Below are 18919 nucleotides of genomic sequence, written 5' to 3' on the forward strand. Positions count from 1 at the left end.
ATCCGCACCATCGCGCGCGCGTACGGACCGTAGGAACTGCGGCACAGCGGCACCTGATTGCAGATGGCGGCCCCGTCCACGAACCAGCCGATCACGCCGACGTCGGCGAAGCTCCGGGTCGGATAGTTGAAGATCGACGAATACTTCTGGCGGCCTTCGACGAGCCGGTTCGTCAGGTCCGCGCGGTCGGCGCCGAGGGTCTCGGCCGCCGAGTACAGGTACAGCCCGTGGCCCGCCTCGTCCTGCACCTTCGCGAAGAGGATCGCCTTGCGGCGCAGCGACGGCGCACGCGTGATCCACTCGCCCTCCGGCTGCATGCCGATGATCTCCGAGTGCGCGTGCTGCGCGATCTGCCGGATCAGCGTCCTGCGATAGCCCTCCGGCATCCAGTCACGCGGCTCGATCCGCTGGTCGCGCGCGATCGTCGCCTCGAAGTGCTCCTGGAGCGCGTCCTCGTCCTCGGGCGGCGCCCCGGCGGAATCTGTCGTCATCGATACCAGCTTCCCAACCGACCATTCGTTCGGTACCCAGTGTGACGTGATTCGCGCGGCCGGGCAAGACCCGGCCTCCTACCCCGGCGCTTCGACGACTCCTTGACAGCGCAACGGCGCCGACGGCTAACGTGGCCGTGACACACGGTGACCGAATGTTCGGTCGGCCCCGGTTCCGGCGGGGCGGACGAAGGAGTCGCGATGAGCAGCCCGGGCGAACCGCTCCCCCAGACCCTGCTGGACGACGGCGAGCGCCTGACCCGGGAGGAGCTGGCCGAGCTCCAGCTCGACCGGCTGCGGGCGACGCTTCGGCACGCCTACGACCACGTGGAGCTGTACCGGAAGAAGTTCGACGCGGCGGGCGTCGGCCCCGACGACTGCCGTTCGCTCCGGGATCTGGCCCGGTTCCCCTTCACCACCAAGGCCGATCTGCGGGACACGTATCCGTTCGGCATGTTCGCCGTGCCGATGTCCGAGGTACGGCGCGTCCACGCCTCCAGCGGCACCACCGGGCGCCCCACGGTGGTCGGTTACACGGAGCGGGACCTGTCCATGTGGGCGGACGTGGTGGCCCGCTCCATCCGGGCGGCGGGCGGACGGCCCGGTCACAAGGTGCACATCGCCTACGGCTACGGGCTGTTCACCGGCGGCCTCGGCGCGCACTACGGGGCGGAGCGCGCCGGTTGCACGGTGATCCCGGCCTCCGGCGGCATGACCGCCCGCCAGGTGCAGCTCATCCTGGACTTCCGCCCCGAGATCATCATGGTCACCCCGTCCTACATGCTGGCCCTCCTCGACGAGTTCGAGAAGCAGGGCGTCGATCCCCGGTCCAGCTCCCTGGAGGTGGGGATCTTCGGGGCGGAGCCCTGGACGGAGGAGATGCGCGGGGAGATCGAGGAGCGGGCGGGCCTGCACGCCGTCGACATATACGGGCTGTCCGAGGTGATCGGCCCGGGCGTCGCCCAGGAGTGCGTGGAGACCAAGGACGGGCTGCATGTGTGGGAGGACCACTTCCTGCCGGAGGTGGTCGACCCGCTCACGGACGAGGTCCTCGCCGACGGTGAGCCGGGCGAGATCGTCTTCACCTCCCTCACCAAGGAGGCGCTGCCGGTGATCCGCTACCGGACCCGTGATCTGACCCGGCTGCTGCCCGGCACCGCCCGCCCCGCCTTCCGCCGGATGGAGAAGGTCACCGGCCGCTGCGACGACATGATCATCCTGCGCGGTGTGAACGTCTTCCCCGGCCAGATCGAGGAGATCGTGCTGCGCACGCCCGGCGTGGCCCCGCACTTCCAGATCCGGCTGACCCGGCGGGGCCGTATGGACCACATGACGGTCCTGGTGGAGGCCCGCCCCGGCGCCTCGTCCGAGCGACGGGAGACGGCGGGCAGGGCGATCGCGGAGAGCGTCAAGGACTCGGTCGGTGTCTCGGTCGAGGTGACGGTCGTCGACCCGGAGACCCTGGAGCGTTCGGTGGGCAAGCTGAAGCGTGTTCGGGACCTGCGCGAGCGGTGACCGGTCCGCCGGGGGCGAGTGGCCACCGGGGCCGAACGACCACCGAGGGCCGTTGCCGCCGAGAGCCGGACGACCACCGAGGGCCGGGGAGAGGAGTCGAGGGCAGCTGGGGCCGGGGACGCGGCGAGCCGATGACCGGCCGCAGAGGCCCTGCGGCCCGCCTCAGCCGTCCCGGGTCCGCCACCCTCCGGCCCCCTCCGGGCCGGCCCACCTCCTCCGCCCTTGCCGTCCCCGCCGTCCCCGCCGCCCCCGCCGTCCCCGCCGTCCCCGCCGTCCCCGCCGCAGCGCTACCGCCCGCTCCCCCGGTGCACCACGTGACCGCCCGTCACCGTGAGGAGGACCGGCGCGTCGGCGACCTCGTCGGCGGGAGCGTCGACGGGGTCGAGTCCCAGCGCGGTCAGATCCGCGCGGTACCCCTCGGCGATCCGTCCGGCGACCGCCTCCTCCCCCACCGCGAGCGCCGCGTGGCTGGTGCACCCCTCCAGCGCCTGGAGCCCGCTCAGCCCGGCCCTGGAGGACGCGGCGCCGCGCGGTGCCCGGGCCGTGGCCAGGACCCCGCGTGCGTCATGGTGGGCGATCGGCCAGTCCGAGCCGAGCGCGACGACCGCGCCCGCGTCCCGCAGGTCCCGCAGCCGCCAGGCCCGTGAGGCGCGTTCCCCGCCGAGCCGCGACGACCACTCGTCGGACAGATCGGCGCGGGTGTAGCCGGTGTGCGGGGGCTGCATGGAGGCGATGACCCCGGCCTCGGCGAAGCGTGCCACGACGTCGTCGGGCACCGACTCGATGTGCTCGACCCGGTGCGTGTGCCGTGCGCCGGGCCCCAGCGACTCGACGGTGGAGAGCACATGGCGTACGGCGGCGTCCCCGATCGCGTGGGTCGCCGTCCGCACCCCGGCACGGTGCAGCACGCGTACGGCGTCGCTGTACGCGGCCGGGTCCGGCCAGAACGCGTCGGTGCCCTGGCCGTGGCAGTCGGGGTGGTCGAGCCAGGCGGTGCCGCCCTCGACGGTGCCGTCCATGAAGAACTTCACTCCGCCGACCTGCCAGTGCCTGCCGCCCCGGCCCTGGAGGGCGATCAGTTCCGCGAGGTCGTCCACGCCTGCGCCGGGCATGCACCAGGGCAGGAAACGCAGCCGCAGCGGCAGGACGTTCTCCCGCGCCACGGCGTCCATCAGATCGGGGTCGCCCAGGTCCATGACGTGGGCGCCGGTGAGTCCGGTGGCCGCCATGGCGTTCAGCAGCTCGACCAGCCGGGCGCGGCGTTCGTCGTACGACGGGCGGGGCATGACCGCCGTGACGAGGTCCATCGCGGCGTGTTCGACGAGGTGTCCGGTCAGCCGACCTTCGGCGTCGACGCCGATGTGGGAGCGCTGGGCGAAGGCGCGGGGCCCGCTGATGTCGGCGGATTTCAGCGCGGTGCCGGTCACGAGGGCGGAGTGGCCGTCGTAGAGGCGGAGGAACGCGGGTGCGCCGTACAGCACGTCCTCGATGAGGGCGCGGTCGACGGGGCGCCCCTGGAAGGCGTTGTGGTCGAGGCCGTAGCCGATGACCCAGCCGTCGGTCCGCGGCGCGGAGGCGAGCGCGGCGCGCAGTCCGTCGAGGTCGCGTACGGCGGACAGGTCGAGCCCGGTGGCCATGTCCAGGCCCCATACGGGGTGGCTGTGGCTGTCCACCAGGCCCGGCACCAGCACGCCGCCGTCCAGGTCCACCACCTCGGTGCCCGGCCCGCACCAGTCCCGCGCGTCCGCCTCCTCGCCCACGGCGGCGATCAGCCCGTCGCGGACGGCGACCGCGGAGGCGTAAGGCCGGTGCGGGTCGAGGGTGCGGATGCGGGCGCCGGTGACGACGAGGTCGGCGGTGGCCATGGGGCGGTGTCTCCTCGGAGGGTGGGGATGGGGCGGGGGGCGGGGGTCACTCGGCGGCTTCGGCCGGTGGCTCGGCGGCGAAGCCCGCGTACACCTCGGGCCTGGACCGGCGCAGCCACCACCCGAGGGCGATGCCGATGACGAGGACGGCGGGGACGATCGCCGCCAGGACGGTGTTGACGCTTGGGGATGCGCCGGTGAACTGGTCGAGGTGGGTGACGACCAGGGCGATGGCGCCGGTCAGCAGCACCGCCGCGGTGACGGGCGCGACGACCGTGCGCAGGACGCCCTCGCCGTGGGTGAAGCGCCGGAAGTAGAGCGGCACGGCGATCGCGGCGAGCAGTTGCAGCACCATCAGGGCGAGCATGCCGGGTGTGTTCACCCACAGCAGCAGCTGCATGTACGGATCGGCGCCGGCCGCGGCGAAGGCGAGGACGACGGCCGCGCCGAGGACGGTCTGGGCGATGCCGGCGACGTACGGGGAACGGTGGCGGGGGTGGACGCGGGCCAGCGCCTTGGGGAGGATCCCCTCCTCGGCGAGGGCGAGTCCGTAGCGGTTGATGGCGTTGTGGAAGGCCAGCAGCGAGGCGAGGACGCTGGTGACGATGAGGATGCGCATCAGGTCGGCCGCCCAGGAGCCGACGTAGACGGTGATGGCGGAGAAGAACAGGTCCGCGGGGTTCGAGCCGGCGGTGGCGATGACCTTCGCGTCGCCGAACGCCTGGATCACGGTCCACACGACGAACGCGTAGAACAGGCCGAGGAAGGCGACGGCGAGATAGGTCGCGCGCGGCACGGTGCGGGCCGGGTCGCGGGCCTCGCGGCGGTAGATCACGGTGGACTCGAAGCCGGTGAACGCGGCGAACGCGAACGCCAGGACGGCGATCATGCCGGGGACCATGACGTTGCCGGGCGCGAAGGAGGCGAGGGACAGGCCGCCGGCGCCGCCCTTGGCCAGGACTCCGCCGGCGAGCAGGACGAGGATGCCGGTCTCGGCGACGAGGAGGACACCGAGGACCTTGGCGCCGAAGTCGATGGACCGGTAGCCGCCGTAGCCGATGAGCAGCAGGCCGACCAGGGAGACGGGCAGCCAGGGGACGTCGGCGCCGAACAGGGAGCGGGCGGTGTCGCGGGTGGCGGTGCCGAGGAGGCCGTAGACGCCGATCTCCATGGCGTTGTAGCCGATGAGCGCGAGGAGCGCGCCGCCGATGCCGGCCCGGCGGCCGAGACCGCGGGTGATGAACGCGTAGAAGGCGCCGGCGCTGCGGACGTGGCGGCTCATGGTGGTGAAGCCGATGGCGAAGACGGCGAGCGTGAGTCCGGCGACCAGATAGCCGACGGGGGCGCCGATACCGCCCATCAGGATCGCGAGCGGGGCCACGCCGGCCATCACGGTGAGCGGGGCGGCGGCGGAGACGACGAAGAAGGCGATGTCGGTGGTGCCGAGCGAGCCCGAGCGGAGGGAGAACGTGGCGGGCGCGTCGCTCCCGACCTGGTCCACGCTGGGTGCGGAGGGGGTGACAGTCATGAGGGAAAGCCCTTCTGGCTGCTTACGGGGACGAGGCCACCGGATGGGCGGGGTGGCCCGGGCCGGTAAACCTAAAGGCTTTCGGTTTTGGCAATGTAGCCTTCACCACGACCGCTGGGAAGACCCTCAAGAGGATGGACGCCATGGGACGGCCGCGCACGCCCCTGCTGGACCGGGAGCGCATCACCACGACCGCACTCGAACTCGTGGACGCGCAGGGGGATTTCAGCGTCCCGCAGATCGCCAGGCGGCTCGGGGTGCAGACCGGATCGGTGTACCACCATGTGGACGGCCGGGACGGCATCGTGGAACTTCTGCGGGAGCGGGTCACCGAGGGCATCGACGTCTCCGCACTGGAGGTGCGCCCCTGGGACGAGGCCCTCGCGGCCTGGGCCCGCTCGTACCGCGCCGCCTTCGCCGCCCACCCCCGGGTCATCCCGCTGCTGATGACGTCCCCGGTCCGGGCCCCGCGCGTCCTCGATCAGTACGAGCGTGCCGTCACCCTGCTGCTGGACGCGGGTTTCCCCCTCCCGGACGTGATGCCGGTGCTGGTGGCCCTGGAGAACGTCGTCCTCGGCTCTGCCCTCGACCTCGCCGCGCCGGCCGCCATGTGGGAGATCGCCGACGAGACGGTCACGCCGCGCCTCGCGGAGGCCCTCGACGCGGTCGGCGACCACCGCGCGGACGCCGCGTTCGAGCTGGCCCTGGAGGGCTTCCTCGACCACGCGCGCCGCAGACGGGAGAAGCACGCGCGAATCTGATGCCGGCGGGCGTCGGCCGCGTTGTCGGTGGGGACTGCCACGATGGGCTCCATGGACGAGGACGCCATCCCCATTCTCCGTGTCGCGGACGCCGCGGCGGCGGTCGCGTGGTACGAGCGCCTGGGCTTCGCCCGGCAGTGGGAGCACCGATTCGCACCGGGACTACCCGCCTTCGTCGAGGTCGCCCGGGGCGCGATACGGCTGTTCCTGTCGGAGCACGAGGGCGACGCCCGCCCCGACACGCTGGTGTACCTCCGCGTCCGCGACGTCGAGGCGCTCGCCTCCGCGTTCGGCGCGCGGGTGGAGGAGGCCCCGTGGGCACGCGAGATCGAACTGCGCGACCCGGACGGCAACCGGCTGCGGATCGGCACCCCGACGGGCTGACCACCGGGAGGCGGGCGGCCCTGGCGGCCCCCGCGGCGGAGAAACTCCCGTGCGACGGTTCGCACGTCTCTGCGATCATCCGGGAATGGCCAACCGTCTCGCGTCAGTGGTTCTCCGGCACACCCATCGCCTGCCCGCCCCCGAGGGGTCCGCGGGGGACGGCGCCGCCGCGGCGCGGCAGTTCGACGCCGCGTTGCTGTCGGTGGGTTTCAAGCTGTCGGCGGAACTGCTGGGGCATCTGTCGGGGCTGTCGCGGGCCGCGGTGGTGCACACCGCCACGCGCACGCTGCGCACGGTGCGCGAGATGGTGGGCGACCATGTCGCGCACAACGCGTACTTCATCGACTTCCCCGCGAACGTGCCGGACACCGAGGAGTTCTGGACTCGGTGCGTCGCCGAGGCGCTCCGTGACCGCAAGGCGCGCGACAACGTGCTCTCCCAGCTGGCACGTGGCGTGCTCGACCTGCTCAGCCTGCCGACGTACGGCCGCTACCGGCACACCTACGAGGAGATGCTCGCGGTGCAGGACGAGCTGATCGCCTCGGCGGGCGACCGGCTTACGGTCCTCCACCTCGGCGGGGACCTGGACGACGAGGCCACCGCCCTGTATCTGGCGCTCGCGGGCAGCACGACGCCGCTGGGCGAGGAACACCTGGACGACCTGAAGCTCCTCGCGCGGCGCTGCGCGGCCGGGCCGCAGCCCGAGGCGATCCCGGTCCGGGAGAACCGGGCGGTCGTCAACGAGGCCCGTCTCGGTGCCGGTGCCGATCTGCTGCTCGACACCGTCACCGATGTGCTGCGGCTGGCCTGCGCGCTGTCCGGCGGTGATGTGACGCTACGGGAGCCGACCCGGTTCAGGTCGGTGCCGCGTCCGGTGCGGCGGGCGCTGCTCGCCGGTCTGGACGCCGTGGTCGCGGCGAACCCCGCGAAGCTCTGCGATGTGCACGCCCACCGTGAGCCGTTCAAGCGGCTCGCTGAGCGCCTCCACCCGCACGAGTACCCGCGGTGGCCGCACGCCGCCGACGTGTTCGCCGTGGCACGGGGCGAGAAGGAGGCGCGGTCCTTCGACAGCCGCGCGCAGGACCTGCTCGGTGGGAGCGACGTCCTCGGCGCCGTCGGACTGCTGAAGTCCGCCCCGGGCAAGCTGTTCCGGGCGCTCGACCATCTGCTGCGCACCGCGGCCGACCAAGGCGAGCGGGACGCGGTGGTGGCCGCCGCCGTGGAGGTGGCTCCACAGGTGTCGGGCCGGGTCGTGCTGGCGGTGCGGGAGCATCTGCTCAACCGGGAGCGGGAGTCCGGCGAGCGCCGCGTGTTCGTCAACCGCCGGGGCCGGGCCTGGGTCGCCGCCGACGGGCGGGCGTCCGTACCGGCGCGGGACCGCGAGCGCCTGATCGCCGCGCTCGACAGGGAGCTGCGGCGCCGGCTCCCCGCACCCGGCCGGCTGCTGGTCGACCCGGACGTCCTGGACGTGGCGCTCCCGCTCAGCGGCCGCGCGACCGCCGCAGGGCTCGGTGTGCTGCCGCGGGGTTCCGTTTCGGCGGTCGAAGGCGAGCTGCTGCGGTTCTTCGTGTACTGGAGGGAACGCGGGAAGCGGACCGACTACGACCTGTCGGCGTTGCTCCTGGACCCCGACTACAGCACCGACGCCTGGCTCTCGTACACCTCGCTCAAGACGGTCGGGGGCCGGCACTCCGGGGACATCACGCAGGCACCGGACGGGGCCTCGGAGTTCATCGATCTGCGGCTGGAGCGCGTACGGGCCGCATTCATCGTTCCGCAGGTCAACATCTACGCCGGGGAGGGGTTCGAGGAGGTCGAGGAGTCGTTCTTCGGCTTCATGCTGCGGGACGGCGAGCAGAAGGGCCGCCCGTTCGAGCCGCGTACGGTCCGGATGAAGTCGGAGCTGCGGGGACCGGGCCGGGTGGCGCTGCCGCTGGCGTTCCGGCGCGAGCGGGACGGCCGGTGGCGGGCGAAGTGGCTGCACCTGTACCTCAAGGGCATCTCGTCGGCCAACCGGGTCGAGGAGAACCAGGCGTCGGTGTCGAAGGTGGTGCGGGCCGTCATGGAGCGGGAGCAGCTCACCGTGCGCTACCTCGTCGGCCTGATGACGGACGCGGACGGTGCGGCGAACGTGGAGTCCTGGGACGGGAAGTCCGTCCCGGACGAGCCGGTCACCTACGTCGGTCTCGAACGCCCCGAGGGACTGCACCCGGATTCCCGGGTGATCACGCTCGAAAATCTGCGCGACTTGATCCCGGACTGAGTGCTAGCGTTGCCGACGGCGAGGCCATGAAGGGGCTTCCTTCTCCATTCCTTTCCTGAAACAAGTCCTTTCGCTTTCCTCGCCCTCGGCCTCGAACCGGGGGGTGCCCTGCGGCACCCCCCGGTTCCGCCGTGGGGCTTCCTTCTCACCGTCGTTCAGTGCGCGAGCGCGTCCCGGGCCGTCCGCAGGGCCTGCTCCGCGTAGCCGCGGCCGAAGAGCACCGTGTGGACCAGCAGGGGGAAGAGCTGGTGGAGGCCGACACGGTCCCGCCAGCCGGCGGCGAGGGGCATCGCCCGCTGATAGCCGTCGAGCACGCGGTCGAGGTGGGGGCAGCCGAAGAGGGCGAGCATCGCGAGGTCGGTCTCGCGGTGGCCGCCGTGCGCGGCGGGGTCGATGAGCCAGGCCCGGCCGTCGGCACCCCACAGGACGTTGCCGTTCCACAGGTCCCCGTGCAGCCGGGCGGGGGGCTCGGCAGGGCCCGCCAGGCCGGGCAGCCGCTCGCAGACCTCCTCGATGACGGCGGCCTCGGCCCGGCGGATCGTGCCGTCGTCGACCGCGAGCCGCAGATACGGCAGTACGCGGTGCTCGGCGTACCAGCCGGGCCAGTCGTCGCCGGGAACGTTCCGCATGGGGGCGCGCCCGATGTACGCGTCCGCCGGGCCGCCGGGCGGCGCGGCACCGAAGGCGGGCGCTCCGGCGGAGTGCAGGGCGGCGAGGGCCTCCCCGAGGCCGACCGCGGCCGTGGCGACGGGCGGACCCTGACGGACCCGGTCGATCACCAGGCGGTCCCCCTCCTGGCCGTAGACCGCCGGGACGGGGACCGGCCCCGCCTTCGCCAGCCAGCGCAGACCGGCCGCCTCCGCCCGGGCCGCGCCGGGTCCGTCGCCCCGTTTGACGATCACCACCCGGCCGTCGTCGAGGGTGACCTCGGTGAGGGCTTCGGAGAGCCGGCGTTCACCGGCGGCCGGGCTTCCGGTGAGCCGTAGGGCCAGGTCGCCGGGCGTGTCGTGATCGCTCACGGAGAAGCACCTCCAGATGCCCTGTCGCCCACCGCGTTTCCAGGCACCGTACGGGCCGGGTGTGCTCCCGGTGAAATCGCCCGTCCACGGGGTCCTCCCGCCGGGCGAGGAGACCGCCGCGATCAGGGTGCTCGCGGAGTTCCCTCCCCCGTCAGCCCATCCCCGGGATGGCGGAGGCCGACCGCGGGCTCGCGGTGTGGGCCGACCTCCTTTGCCGGTGCCGTGGGGAGCGGCGGAGGCGGTTCGGCCGGGGCGGGTTCGGCAGGGGGACGGGCGGTGGGGTCACGGCTCCGCGGTCTCGGATTCGAGTGAGGCGCGCGTCGGCCCGCCGTAGACGCCGGACTCGTCGTCGAGGACGACGCGGGTGAGCTGATAGCCGCGGACGGCGTTCTCCACCTCGCGGTCGTAGTCGCCGTCGATCTCTCCGTTGTAGAGGCCGACCTGGCGCAGGCGGAGCTGGAGTTCGGTGACCTCGGGCCCTCGGTCGCCGAAGCCGAGGACGGGGTTCTGCTCGGCGCTCCCGGCCGGCGGCGGGGCCGTCGTGCGGGTGGCGCCGCTGTTGGACGGGGTCCGCGTCGGGTCTGCGGAGCCGGTCGGGGCGGCGGGGCTCTCGGTGGCGGTCGCGTCCGGAGAGGCGGTCGGGGTGCCCGACGGCAGGGTCGGTGAGGCGGTGCCGGACGGGGCCGACGTCGAGGCCGTGTCCTCCTGGGACGCCGCTTCGGGCAGCCGGGCCCGGACGTCGTCCGGCAGGGAGCCGTCCCGTGAGGGAGCGTCGTACGAGAGGAGTCCGCTGACGAGTCCCGCCGCCACCAGGGCCGCAATCGCGGCGGCCGCGCTCCCCGCCGCGAGCGCTTTCCGGCGTCGTCGCCCGCCCTCGGGGTGACCGGAGGCGGCGGGAGGCCGCTCGTCCGGGGCACCCGGCTGCCGCGGGTCCTCGGCGCAGGGCGGCGACTCCCGTGCGGGGTCGTCCGATGCGCAGGCGGCTACGTCGGCCGGGTCCGCCCCGGTGACGGGGCCGTCATGGGATACGGCGGTGTCGTCGCCGACCTTCACGAACGGCCGTATCCGTACGGGGTCGAAGTCCTCCGCGGCCGCCGCCTGTGCCGTTCGGGAGTCGCGGTGGGCCTCGGACGCATGCTCGGCGCAGGAACAGGCCGGGGTGCCGTCCGCCGCGCGAGGCGTACCGCACTGGGGGCAGACAGGGCCTGTCGGTTCACTCACGCGCGATCTCTCTTCGAACGGGTTTTCCAGAGTTCCGACAAGTCTTCTACACGAAATCCCCAAGACTTGCTTGAAACTCGAACGAGAGCCCTTTCGAGGGGTCGGAAAACGGCCAACTGCAGTCGTCAGCCGTTCATGTGACGTACTGTGCGATCGCCGCGCACACCGCGGGTCAGAAGCTGCCGCCGGGCCAGTCGGCCGACCGTCCTGCGGGGTACCGCGCGGACGGCCCGCAGGACGGGCAACTGGCCCGGCGCGAACTTCGCCCGCTCGCCACCGCCCGCGATCAGGGCGTTGACGGAGGCCATCGGGTCGCCGCCGATCTGCCGCGCCACCAACGCCCCGACCACCAGCGGGATCAGCGCCACGGCGAGGGCCGAACCGGTGGCGGTGGCCGTGGCGGTGACCTTCCGGAGGGGGCGCTGTCGCGAGGTGTGCGTGTTCATGAGGCCAGTGCACCAGCGGCGGGGCCGGCCCGGCACCTGACCGCGTACTCATGTATCGCGCTCCGGATACTCAGTGCCGCATGGGCACACGCCCGGTGGAAGCGCCGGGCCGCCCCGCTCAGGCCGCCGCCACGGCTCCCCGCTGCCCCGTGTCCCGGTGGATCGGTGTGCCCGACCCGGTCAGCGGTACGCCCGTGCCGCCACGCCGGGTGGCCACGATCTCCGCCGCGATGGACAGGGCGGTCTCCTCGGGCGTACGGGCTCCGAGATCAAGTCCGATCGGAGACCTGAGGCGGGCCAGCTCCCTCCTGGTCAGTCCCACCTCACGCAACCGGCGCTCGCGGTCGGCGTGCGTACGGCGGGAGCCCATCGCCCCGACGTACGCGACCGGCATCCGCAGAGCCGTCCTCAGCAGGGGCACGTCGAACTTGGCGTCGTGCGTCAGCACGCACAGGACGGTCCGCGCGTCGGTCTCCGTACGCCCGAGGTAGCGGTGCGGCCAGTCCACCACGATGTCGTCGGCCTCCGGGAAGCGGGCCCTGGTGGCGAAGACGGGGCGGGCGTCGCACACCGTCACGCGGTAGCCGAGGAACTTGCCCGCGCGGACCAGCGCGGCGGCGAAGTCGATCGCGCCGAACACGATCATCCGGGGCGGCGGGACGGACGACTCCACCAGCAGCGTGAGCCCGCCGGGGCAGTGCGATCCGTCCGGTGACAGGTCGACGGTGCCGGTGCGGCCGGCGTCCAGCATGGCCCGGGCCTCGGCCACGGCCGTCCGGTCCAGCTCGGGATGGCCGCCCAGCCCGCCCTCGTGGGCGCCGTCGGACCGTACGAGCAGGGCCCTGCCGAGGAGTTCGGCCGGGCCCCGGGCGACCCGGACGAAGGCGGCGGGTCCGCCCCCGACGACGGCCGACAGCGCCGACCGGAACACCGGAGCCCCCGCGGTCACCGGGGTGACCAGGACATCGATCACCCCGCCGCAGGTCAGACCGACGGCGAAGGCGTCCTCGTCGCTGTACCCGAAGCGCCGGAGGAACGTCTCGCCGTCCGCGAGGGCCTGCCGGCACAGCTCGTACACCGCGCCCTCCACGCACCCGCCGGAGACCGAGCCGATGGCCGTGCCCTCGCTGTCGACGGCGAGCGCGGCACCCGGACCGCGCGGCGCGCTGCCGTCCACGGAGACGACGGTGGCGACGGCGAAGTCCCTGCCCTCCACGGCCCAGCGGTGCAGTTCGCCGGCGAGGTCAAGCATGCGGGACCCCCGCCAGGAGGACCCGGTCGGGACGGATGGGCAGGTGGCGGTGGCGTACGCCGGTCGCGTGCCAGACCGCGTTGGCGACGGCGGCGGCGGCGCCGACGATGCCGATCTCCCCGATGCCCTTGATCCCGACGGGGTCGTCCGGGTCTGGGTCGTCCACCCAGTGCGCCTCGACGGCGGGCACGTCGGCGTGCGCGGCCACGTGGTAGGCGGCCAGATCGGCGCCGTAGTGGCCGCCCGTGGCCCGGTCCCGTACGGCCTCCTCGTGCAGGGCCATGGAGATGCCCCAGATCATGCCGCCGGTGAACTGGCCACGTGCGGTGAGGGGGTTGACGATCCGCCCGGCCGCGAAGACGCCGAGCATACGGCGGACGCGGACCTCGCCGGTGGCGGGGTCCACGGCGACCTCGGCGAACTGGGCGCCGTAGGAGTGCCGTTCCTTCGGCGCGAGGGCGCCGAGGGCGGCGGTGGTGTCCGAACGGACGGTGATGCCCTCGGGCGGGACGGTGCCGCCCGGCGTCAGCCGCTCCCGCAGTTCGGCGGCGGCGAGGTTGATCGCCCAGGACCAGGAGCGGGTGCCCATGGAGCCGCCGGCGATCATGGCCGGGCCGAAGTCGCTGTCGCCGAGGCGCACCCGGACACGGTCCGGTGCGACCTCCAGCGCGTCGGCGGCGACCAGGGTGAGCGCGGTACGGGCGCCGGTGCCGATGTCCGCCGCGTTGATCCGCACGGTGAAGGTTCCGTCCGCCTCGGCCGTCACTGCCGCCGTGGAGGGCCCGGCGCCCGCGCCGAAGGAGGCCGCCGCCGTGCCGGTGCCGAGCAGCCAGCGTCCGTCGCGGCGGACGCCTGGGCGCGGGTCGCGGTCGGCCCAGCCGAACCGGCGGGCGCCCTCGCGGAAGCAGGCGATCAGATTGCGGCTGGCGAAGGGCAGGCCCGACACGGGGCCCCGCTCGGGTTCGTTGCGGACACGCAGTTCGACGGGGTCCACGCCCAGCTTCTCGGCGAGTTCGTCGAGCGCCGACTCCAGCGCGAACGAGCCCGGTGCCTCGCCCGGCGCGCGCATCCAGGTCGGGGCACCCACGTCGAGGCGTACGACGCGGTTGACGGTGTGGTGGGCGTCGGCGTCGTACATCACACGGGACGGAGCGGTGCACGACTCGACGAACTCGTGCACGGTCGAGGTCTGGCTCAGGGAGCGGTGCTCCAGGGCGCGCAGCCGTCCGTCCGCGTCGGCACCGAGCCTGACCCGCTGCGTGGTGGGGCTGCGGTAGCCGGCGAGGGAGAACATCTGCCGGCGCGTCATGACGACGCGGACGGGGCGCTGGAGGACCGTCGCGGCCATGACGGCGGCCACCTGGTGGGCGCGGACGCCCTTGCTGCCGAAGCCGCCGCCGACGTGTTCCGAGCGCACCCGCACGGCGGACGGGTCGAGCGAGAAGAGGTTCGCGAGCTCTCCGGCGACCCACATGGTGCCCTGGTTGGAGTCGACGAGCTCCAGGCGGCCGTCCTCCCAGCGGGCCGTCGCCGCGTGCGGCTCCATCGGGTTGTGGTGCTCCTCGGGGGTGGTGTACTCGGCGTCCACGACGACGGCGGAGGCGGCGAGTTCGGCCTCCAGGTCACCCTTCTCCGTGACCGCGGGGCCGAAGCCGTCGGCGGGGTAGGCCTCCGGGTGGTCTGCGGTGAACCCGATGTCGTGGGGCTCCCTGTCGTAGTGCACGACGAGTGCCTCGGCTGCCTCCCTGGCCTGCTCGGAGGTCTCGGCGACGACCAGCGCCACCGGCCAGCCCAGGTAGGGCACCCGGTCGTGCTGGAAGACGGCGGCGGTGGGGTCCGGCTTGCTGCCCATGAGACCGGTGTAGTCGGTCTCGACGCGCGGGGCGTTGCCGTGGTGCAGGACGGCGAGGACGCCGGGCATCGCCAGCACGGCGGCGGTGTCGACGGCACGGACGCGGCCGCGGGCGACGGTGGAGAGCGCGAGCCAGCCGTGGGCGAGCCCCGTGAAGGGGATCTCCGCCGCGTAGCGGGCGGCTCCGGTGACCTTGTCCCGGCCCTCGACGCGGGTGTGCGCGGTGCCGATGGCGGCCCGGTGGGCGGTGGAGGAGGTGGTCATCGGGCGGACTCCTCGGTGAGTCGGGTCAGTTCGGCCACGACGAGGTTGCGCATCAGGGTCACCTTGTAGACGTTGTGCGGCAGCGGCCGGGCGTCGGCCAGCTCGGCGTCCGCCGCGGCGGCGAAGGTCTCGGCGTCCGCCCTCGCGCCGGTCAGGACGCGTTCGGCGGTCCGGGCCCGCCAGGGCCGGGAGGCGACGGCCCCGAACGCGAGGCGCACGTCGCGCACGACGCCGTCCCGGACGTCGAGGGCGGCGGCGATCGAGCCGATGGCGAAGGCGTACGAGGCGCGTTCGCGCACCTTGCGGTAGCGGGAGCAGGCGGCGACGGGCGAGGGCGGCAGGGTGACGCCGGTGACCAGCGCGCCCGGCGGCAGCGCCGTCTCCCGGTGCGGCGTGTCGCCGACCGGCAGGTAGAAGTCGGCGAGCGGCAGCTCGCCCGGCCCGTCCGGGGTCTCGTAGGACACGACGGCGTCGAAGGCCGTGAGCGCCACGGCCATGTCCGAGGGGTGGGTGGCCACGCAGTGCTCGGTCGCGCCCAGGATGGCGTGGTTGTGGTGCTCACCCTCGATGGCGGGGCAACCACTGCCGGGGACACGCTTGTTGCAGGGCTTGGTGATGTCGGCGAAGTAGCCGCAGCGGGTGCGCTGGAGCAGGTTGCCGCCGACGGTGGCCATGTTGCGCAGTTGCCCGGATGCGCCGGCGAGGACCGCCTGCGTCAGCGCGGGGTAGCGGCGACGGACCTCGGGATGGGCGGCGAGGTCGCTGTTGGTGACGGTCGCGCCTATCCGCAGACCGCCGTCGGCGGTGGACTCGATCCGGTCCAGCGGGAGTTCGCGGACGTCGACGAGCCGGGCGGGCCGCTCCACGCCGGTCTTCATCAGGTCGACGAGGTTGGTGCCGCCGCCGAGGAAGCGCGCCTCCGGGTCGGCGTCGAGCAGGGCGAGGGCGCCGGTGACGTCGTGGGCGCGACGGTAGTCGAACTCCCTCATGCGGCGGCCTCCTTGGCGGCCGTGCGGTCGGCGGCGGCGCGGGCGACGGCCGCCACGATGGACACGTACGCGCCGCAGCGGCAGAGGTTGCCGCTCATGCGCTCCCGGATCTCGTCCGGTGTGAGGGGTGGTGGCCCTGCCTCGGGGCGCACGTCGTCGGTGGCGGCACTGGGCCAGCCCGCCGCGTGCTCCTCGATCACCGCGATCGCGGAGCAGATCTGGCCGGGGGTGCAGTAACCGCACTGGTAGCCGTCCAGTTCGAGGAACGCCTCCTGCACCGGGTGCAGCCGGTCGCCCTCGGCCACTCCTTCGATGGTGGTGATCTCACGCCCCTCGGCCGCCACCGCCAGTTGGAGGCAGGAGACGCTGCGGCGCCCGTCGACGAGGACGGTGCAGGCACCGCACTGGCCCTGGTCGCAGCCCTTCTTGGTCCCGGTCAGGTCGAGGCGCTCGCGCAGGGCGTCGAGCAGGGTGGTGCGGTGGTCGGCGGTGAGCGTGTGCTTCTCGCCGTTGACGGTCAGGGTGATGGCGCTGTACGTCGAGGAGGGGGCTGAGGACATGGACAGCCTTCTTTCGCGTATCCGGAGCGGTCCGAGGGAGGCACCGGCGGGCAGAGGTGTGCAAGGACATGACGGTCGCTTGGGGGCACGGCTCTTGGCGGCGCTAGGATGAGCCAAGCGGACACGTGTCCGCCTACTCGGGCAACGTAACGGACAACTGTCCGGATCGGCAAGGACGGATTCCGGCCAGGAGCCGGCGAGGAGGACGCGTGACAGGGGAGAAGGACGCGCCTCTGCGTTCCGACGCGCGGCGCAACCGCGAGCGCATCCTGGCCGTGGCGCTGGAGGAGCTCACCCGGGCGGCGGACGCGCCTCTGAGCACCATCGCCAAGAAGGCGGGGGTCGGGCAGGGCACGTTCTACCGCCACTTCCCGAACCGCGAGGCCCTGGTCCTGGAGCTCTACCGGCATGAGATGCAGCAGGTCGCCGACAGCGCGGCCGGGCTGCTCGCGACCCGCGCGCCGGACCGGGCGCTGCGGGAGTGGATGGACCGTCTGGCCCGGTTCGCCCTCACCAAGGCCGGTCTCGCGGACGCGATCCGGCAGGCCGCCAACGCTCCGGGTAGCCCCGGCAGACCGGGCCCCGCCCCGGTGCTCTCGGCCGCCGACACGCTGCTGCGCGCGGCCGAGGAGGCCGGCACCATCCGCCCCGGCGTGAGCGCGGACGACTTCTTCCTCGCCATCGCGGGGCTCTGGCAGATCGGCCCGAGCGAGGACTGGCAGGCCCGCGCCACGCGCCTCATGGACCTCGTCATGGACGCCCTGCGCACGGGGGCGCCGAAGAAGTGAGAAACCGCGGGAGAGCCGGCCGCCCGTGTGCGCGACGGCCCTCCAGCGGTCGACCGGGTCAGGACTTCCTGAGCTTGTACGCCTTCTTCACGGTGATCTCGAAGGTCGACGCCCGGTCGGCGCCCTTGACCCTGAGGCTGACCGAGCCGTGCCCGTTGCGGTCGATGTGCTCGGCGGGCAGCGTGGCGAGCACCGGATGCGGGATCAGCGCACGGTTCTTCACCACCGGCACCCTGCGCCACGTCGAACCGCCGTCGAAGGACGCCTCGACGGTCAGCGCACGCACCCTGCCCCGCGACTGGTCACCCGTGCGCTGAATCGTGAACGGCACGGCGACCGTACGGCCGTCCGCGGCCCGCGACCACTTGTCGACCGGCGGCGCGAAACGCAGACCGGTCAGCGGCAGCGCGACCGTCCTCCCCTCGGCGACCGGGCCCGAGCGGTCCGCGCACACCTCTTGACGCGTAAATGACAACGATGGCATGTTCCCCTGGGAGCGCTCCCATCTCACCAGGGAAGGGAACATCATGCGCAGCACCCGCCACTCCCCCTTACGGATCCTCCCGCTTCTCGGCCTGCCGGCCGCCCTGCTCCTCTCCTTCACGGTCGCCCTCGCACCTCCGGCCTCGGCCGCCACGACCGAGGACACGGTCGCCGATCCGGTGCGCGTCATGCCGCTCGGCGACTCCATCACCGGCTCGCCGGGCTGCTGGAGAGCGGTGCTGTGGAACCGGCTGCAGAACGCCGGCCACACGGACATCGACTTCGTCGGCACCCTGGGCCCCCAGGGCTGCGGGCAGGCACACGACGGCGACAACGAGGGCCACGGCGGCGAACTCGTCACCAACGTGGCCGACCAGAACCTGCTGCCGGGGCGGCTCGCCGCGACCCTCCCGGACATCGTTGTCATGCACTTCGGCACGAACGATGTGTGGAGCAGCGTCTCCCCCGACCGCATCCTCGCGGCGTACACCAAGCTCGTCGGGCAGATGCGTGCCTCCAACCCCGACATGAGGATCCTCGTCGCGCAGATCATCCCCATGAACCCGAGCAGCTGCACGGGCTGCGCGCAGCGCGTCGTCGACTTCAACGCGCGGATTCCGGCCTGGGCGCGGGCGACGAGCACCAGCCGCTCCCCGGTGACCGTCGTCGACCAGTGGACGGGTTTCGACACGGCCGCGGACACCTATGACGGGGTGCACCCCAACGCGGCCGGCGACGACAAGATCGCCGCGCGCTGGTACCCGGCGCTCAGCGCGCTGCTGGAGCCTGGCTCCGAGGACCCGGGCGACCCCGGTGACCCCGGTGACGGGCCGTGCACCGCGGTCTTCCGTGCCGTCGGCGTCTGGCAGGGCGGCTACCAGGGCGAGGTGACGGTGACCAACACCTCCGCCTCCGCCGTCTCCGGCTGGACCGCGACCGTCGTACCGGCCGGCGGGGCCCGGCTCACCCAGGTCTGGAACGGCACGTTGAGCACGGCGGCCGACGGGACGGCCACCGTCGCCCACGCCGACTGGAACGGAGCGCTCGCCCCCGGTGACCGCGCCACCTTCGGCTTCATCGCCGACACCCCGGCGACGACCGGGACACCGTCGGTGACCGTCACCTGCACGGCGAGGGCCGCCGCCGTTTCGTGACGGGCCCCGTCCCGGCCGGCACCCGGACGGCGGGCCTCCGCCGCCGGGTGGCGGCCGTCCGTCCGACGCCCCCAGGCAGGTCCC

Annotated in this window: 17 protein-coding genes; 6 read left to right on the forward strand and 11 right to left on the reverse strand. The window is 73.3% G+C overall.

The genetic code is table 11. The features are described 5' to 3' along the window. Nucleotides 1–491: Phenylacetic acid catabolic protein (locus tag AC067N_RS28340; RefSeq protein ID WP_478681713.1), on the reverse strand; the 491-nt coding region annotated here is incomplete at its 3' end. Nucleotides 492–692: 201 nt separating this feature from the next. On the opposite strand from AC067N_RS28340, the gene paaK reads away from it, so the two are divergent. Continuing rightward, complete coding sequence (paaK, locus tag AC067N_RS28345; RefSeq protein ID WP_478681714.1) at nt 693–2006, forward strand: phenylacetate--CoA ligase PaaK; 1314 nt, start codon at nt 693–695, stop codon at nt 2004–2006. 287 nt (nt 2007–2293) lie between these two features. Here the strand turns inward: paaK and AC067N_RS28350 are convergent, their stop codons facing one another. Together AC067N_RS28350 and AC067N_RS28355 are read right to left on the reverse strand one after the other, a co-directional pair. Further along, nucleotides 2294–3871 (reverse strand): amidohydrolase, encoded by a 1578-nt coding sequence (locus AC067N_RS28350; protein ID WP_478681715.1) that lies wholly within the window; start codon nt 3869–3871, stop codon nt 2294–2296. A gap of 46 nt (nt 3872–3917) precedes the next feature. Then, nucleotides 3918–5399, reverse strand: coding sequence for an APC family permease (locus AC067N_RS28355; RefSeq protein WP_478681716.1), 1482 nt, complete (start codon nt 5397–5399; stop codon nt 3918–3920). A gap of 143 nt (nt 5400–5542) precedes the next feature. Between AC067N_RS28355 and AC067N_RS28360 the strand changes: the two genes are divergently transcribed. From AC067N_RS28360 to AC067N_RS28370, 3 genes are all read left to right on the forward strand, one after another. Continuing rightward, nucleotides 5543–6160 (forward strand): TetR/AcrR family transcriptional regulator, encoded by a 618-nt coding sequence (locus tag AC067N_RS28360; protein WP_478681825.1) that lies wholly within the window; start codon nt 5543–5545, stop codon nt 6158–6160. A gap of 51 nt (nt 6161–6211) precedes the next feature. Beyond that, nucleotides 6212–6544 (forward strand): glyoxalase superfamily protein, encoded by a 333-nt coding sequence (locus tag AC067N_RS28365; protein ID WP_478681717.1) that lies wholly within the window; start codon nt 6212–6214, stop codon nt 6542–6544. Nucleotides 6545–6629: 85 nt separating this feature from the next. Further along, nucleotides 6630–8807, forward strand: a complete 2178-nt coding sequence (locus tag AC067N_RS28370; protein ID WP_478681718.1) for a TerD family protein — start codon at nt 6630–6632, stop codon at nt 8805–8807. Nucleotides 8808–8962: 155 nt separating this feature from the next. On the opposite strand, the gene AC067N_RS28375 is transcribed toward AC067N_RS28370, so the two are convergent. From AC067N_RS28375 to AC067N_RS28405, 7 genes are all read right to left on the reverse strand, one after another. Then, the gene (locus AC067N_RS28375; RefSeq protein WP_478681719.1) at nt 8963–9826 is read right to left on the reverse strand and encodes a fructosamine kinase family protein; all 864 of its coding nucleotides are present in this window, start codon (nt 9824–9826) and stop codon (nt 8963–8965) included. A 282-nt stretch (nt 9827–10108) separates the two neighbouring features. Continuing rightward, on the reverse strand, nt 10109–11047 hold the full coding sequence (locus AC067N_RS28380) for a peptidoglycan-binding domain-containing protein (protein WP_478681720.1): 939 nt from the start codon (nt 11045–11047) through the stop codon (nt 10109–10111). A 125-nt stretch (nt 11048–11172) separates the two neighbouring features. Then, nucleotides 11173–11493, reverse strand: a complete 321-nt coding sequence (locus tag AC067N_RS28385) for a hypothetical protein (protein ID WP_478681721.1) — start codon at nt 11491–11493, stop codon at nt 11173–11175. Nucleotides 11494–11611: 118 nt separating this feature from the next. Next, the gene (locus tag AC067N_RS28390) at nt 11612–12745 is read right to left on the reverse strand and encodes an XdhC family protein (RefSeq protein ID WP_478681722.1); all 1134 of its coding nucleotides are present in this window, start codon (nt 12743–12745) and stop codon (nt 11612–11614) included. Next, a complete protein-coding gene (locus AC067N_RS28395) occupies nt 12738–14861 on the reverse strand; it encodes a xanthine dehydrogenase family protein molybdopterin-binding subunit (RefSeq protein ID WP_478681723.1) in 2124 nt (707 codons plus the stop codon). Before AC067N_RS28395 ends, AC067N_RS28390 begins: the two co-directional genes overlap by 8 nt. After that, nucleotides 14858–15850, reverse strand: a complete 993-nt coding sequence (locus tag AC067N_RS28400) for an FAD binding domain-containing protein (protein ID WP_478681724.1) — start codon at nt 15848–15850, stop codon at nt 14858–14860. The genes AC067N_RS28395 and AC067N_RS28400 overlap by 4 nt, the downstream gene beginning before the upstream one ends. Further along, nucleotides 15847–16410: a 2Fe-2S iron-sulfur cluster-binding protein gene (locus AC067N_RS28405; protein WP_478681725.1), complete on the reverse strand. Its 564-nt coding sequence runs from the start codon at nt 16408–16410 to the stop codon at nt 15847–15849. The genes AC067N_RS28400 and AC067N_RS28405 overlap by 4 nt, the downstream gene beginning before the upstream one ends. 209 nt (nt 16411–16619) lie before the next feature. On the opposite strand from AC067N_RS28405, the gene AC067N_RS28410 reads away from it, so the two are divergent. Continuing rightward, entirely contained in the window at nt 16620–17198 is a 579-nt protein-coding gene (locus tag AC067N_RS28410) for a TetR/AcrR family transcriptional regulator (RefSeq protein WP_478681726.1), read from the forward strand. A 58-nt stretch (nt 17199–17256) separates the two neighbouring features. On the opposite strand, the gene AC067N_RS28415 is transcribed toward AC067N_RS28410, so the two are convergent. Continuing rightward, nucleotides 17257–17652: a hypothetical protein gene (locus AC067N_RS28415; protein ID WP_478681727.1), complete on the reverse strand. Its 396-nt coding sequence runs from the start codon at nt 17650–17652 to the stop codon at nt 17257–17259. A gap of 73 nt (nt 17653–17725) precedes the next feature. On the opposite strand from AC067N_RS28415, the gene AC067N_RS28420 reads away from it, so the two are divergent. Beyond that, nucleotides 17726–18835 carry a GDSL-type esterase/lipase family protein gene (locus AC067N_RS28420; RefSeq protein WP_478681728.1) on the forward strand — a complete coding sequence of 370 codons (1110 nt, stop codon included), beginning with the start codon at nt 17726–17728 and terminating at the stop codon, nt 18833–18835. The last annotated feature ends 84 nt before the right edge of the window (nt 18836–18919 follow it).

The sequence above is a fragment of the Streptomyces sp. NPDC042364 genome, from assembly GCF_056437585.1.

Coding starts and splice junctions, on each gene's coding strand:
- AC067N_RS28355 (WP_478681716.1), bottom strand. CDS start 5,399: ATGACTGTCACCCCCTCCGCACCCAGCGTGGACCAGGTCGGGAGCGAC.
- AC067N_RS28365 (WP_478681717.1), top strand. CDS start 6,212: ATGGACGAGGACGCCATCCCCATTCTCCGTGTCGCGGACGCCGCGGCG.
- AC067N_RS28385 (WP_478681721.1), bottom strand. CDS start 11,493: ATGAACACGCACACCTCGCGACAGCGCCCCCTCCGGAAGGTCACCGCC.
- AC067N_RS28400 (WP_478681724.1), bottom strand. CDS start 15,850: ATGAGGGAGTTCGACTACCGTCGCGCCCACGACGTCACCGGCGCCCTC.
- AC067N_RS28405 (WP_478681725.1), bottom strand. CDS start 16,410: ATGTCCTCAGCCCCCTCCTCGACGTACAGCGCCATCACCCTGACCGTC.
- AC067N_RS28420 (WP_478681728.1), top strand. CDS start 17,726: ATGCGCAGCACCCGCCACTCCCCCTTACGGATCCTCCCGCTTCTCGGC.
- paaK (WP_478681714.1), top strand. CDS start 693: ATGAGCAGCCCGGGCGAACCGCTCCCCCAGACCCTGCTGGACGACGGC.
- AC067N_RS28370 (WP_478681718.1), top strand. CDS start 6,630: ATGGCCAACCGTCTCGCGTCAGTGGTTCTCCGGCACACCCATCGCCTG.
- AC067N_RS28360 (WP_478681825.1), top strand. CDS start 5,543: ATGGGACGGCCGCGCACGCCCCTGCTGGACCGGGAGCGCATCACCACG.
- AC067N_RS28390 (WP_478681722.1), bottom strand. CDS start 12,745: ATGCTTGACCTCGCCGGCGAACTGCACCGCTGGGCCGTGGAGGGCAGG.
- AC067N_RS28350 (WP_478681715.1), bottom strand. CDS start 3,871: ATGGCCACCGCCGACCTCGTCGTCACCGGCGCCCGCATCCGCACCCTC.
- AC067N_RS28395 (WP_478681723.1), bottom strand. CDS start 14,861: ATGACCACCTCCTCCACCGCCCACCGGGCCGCCATCGGCACCGCGCAC.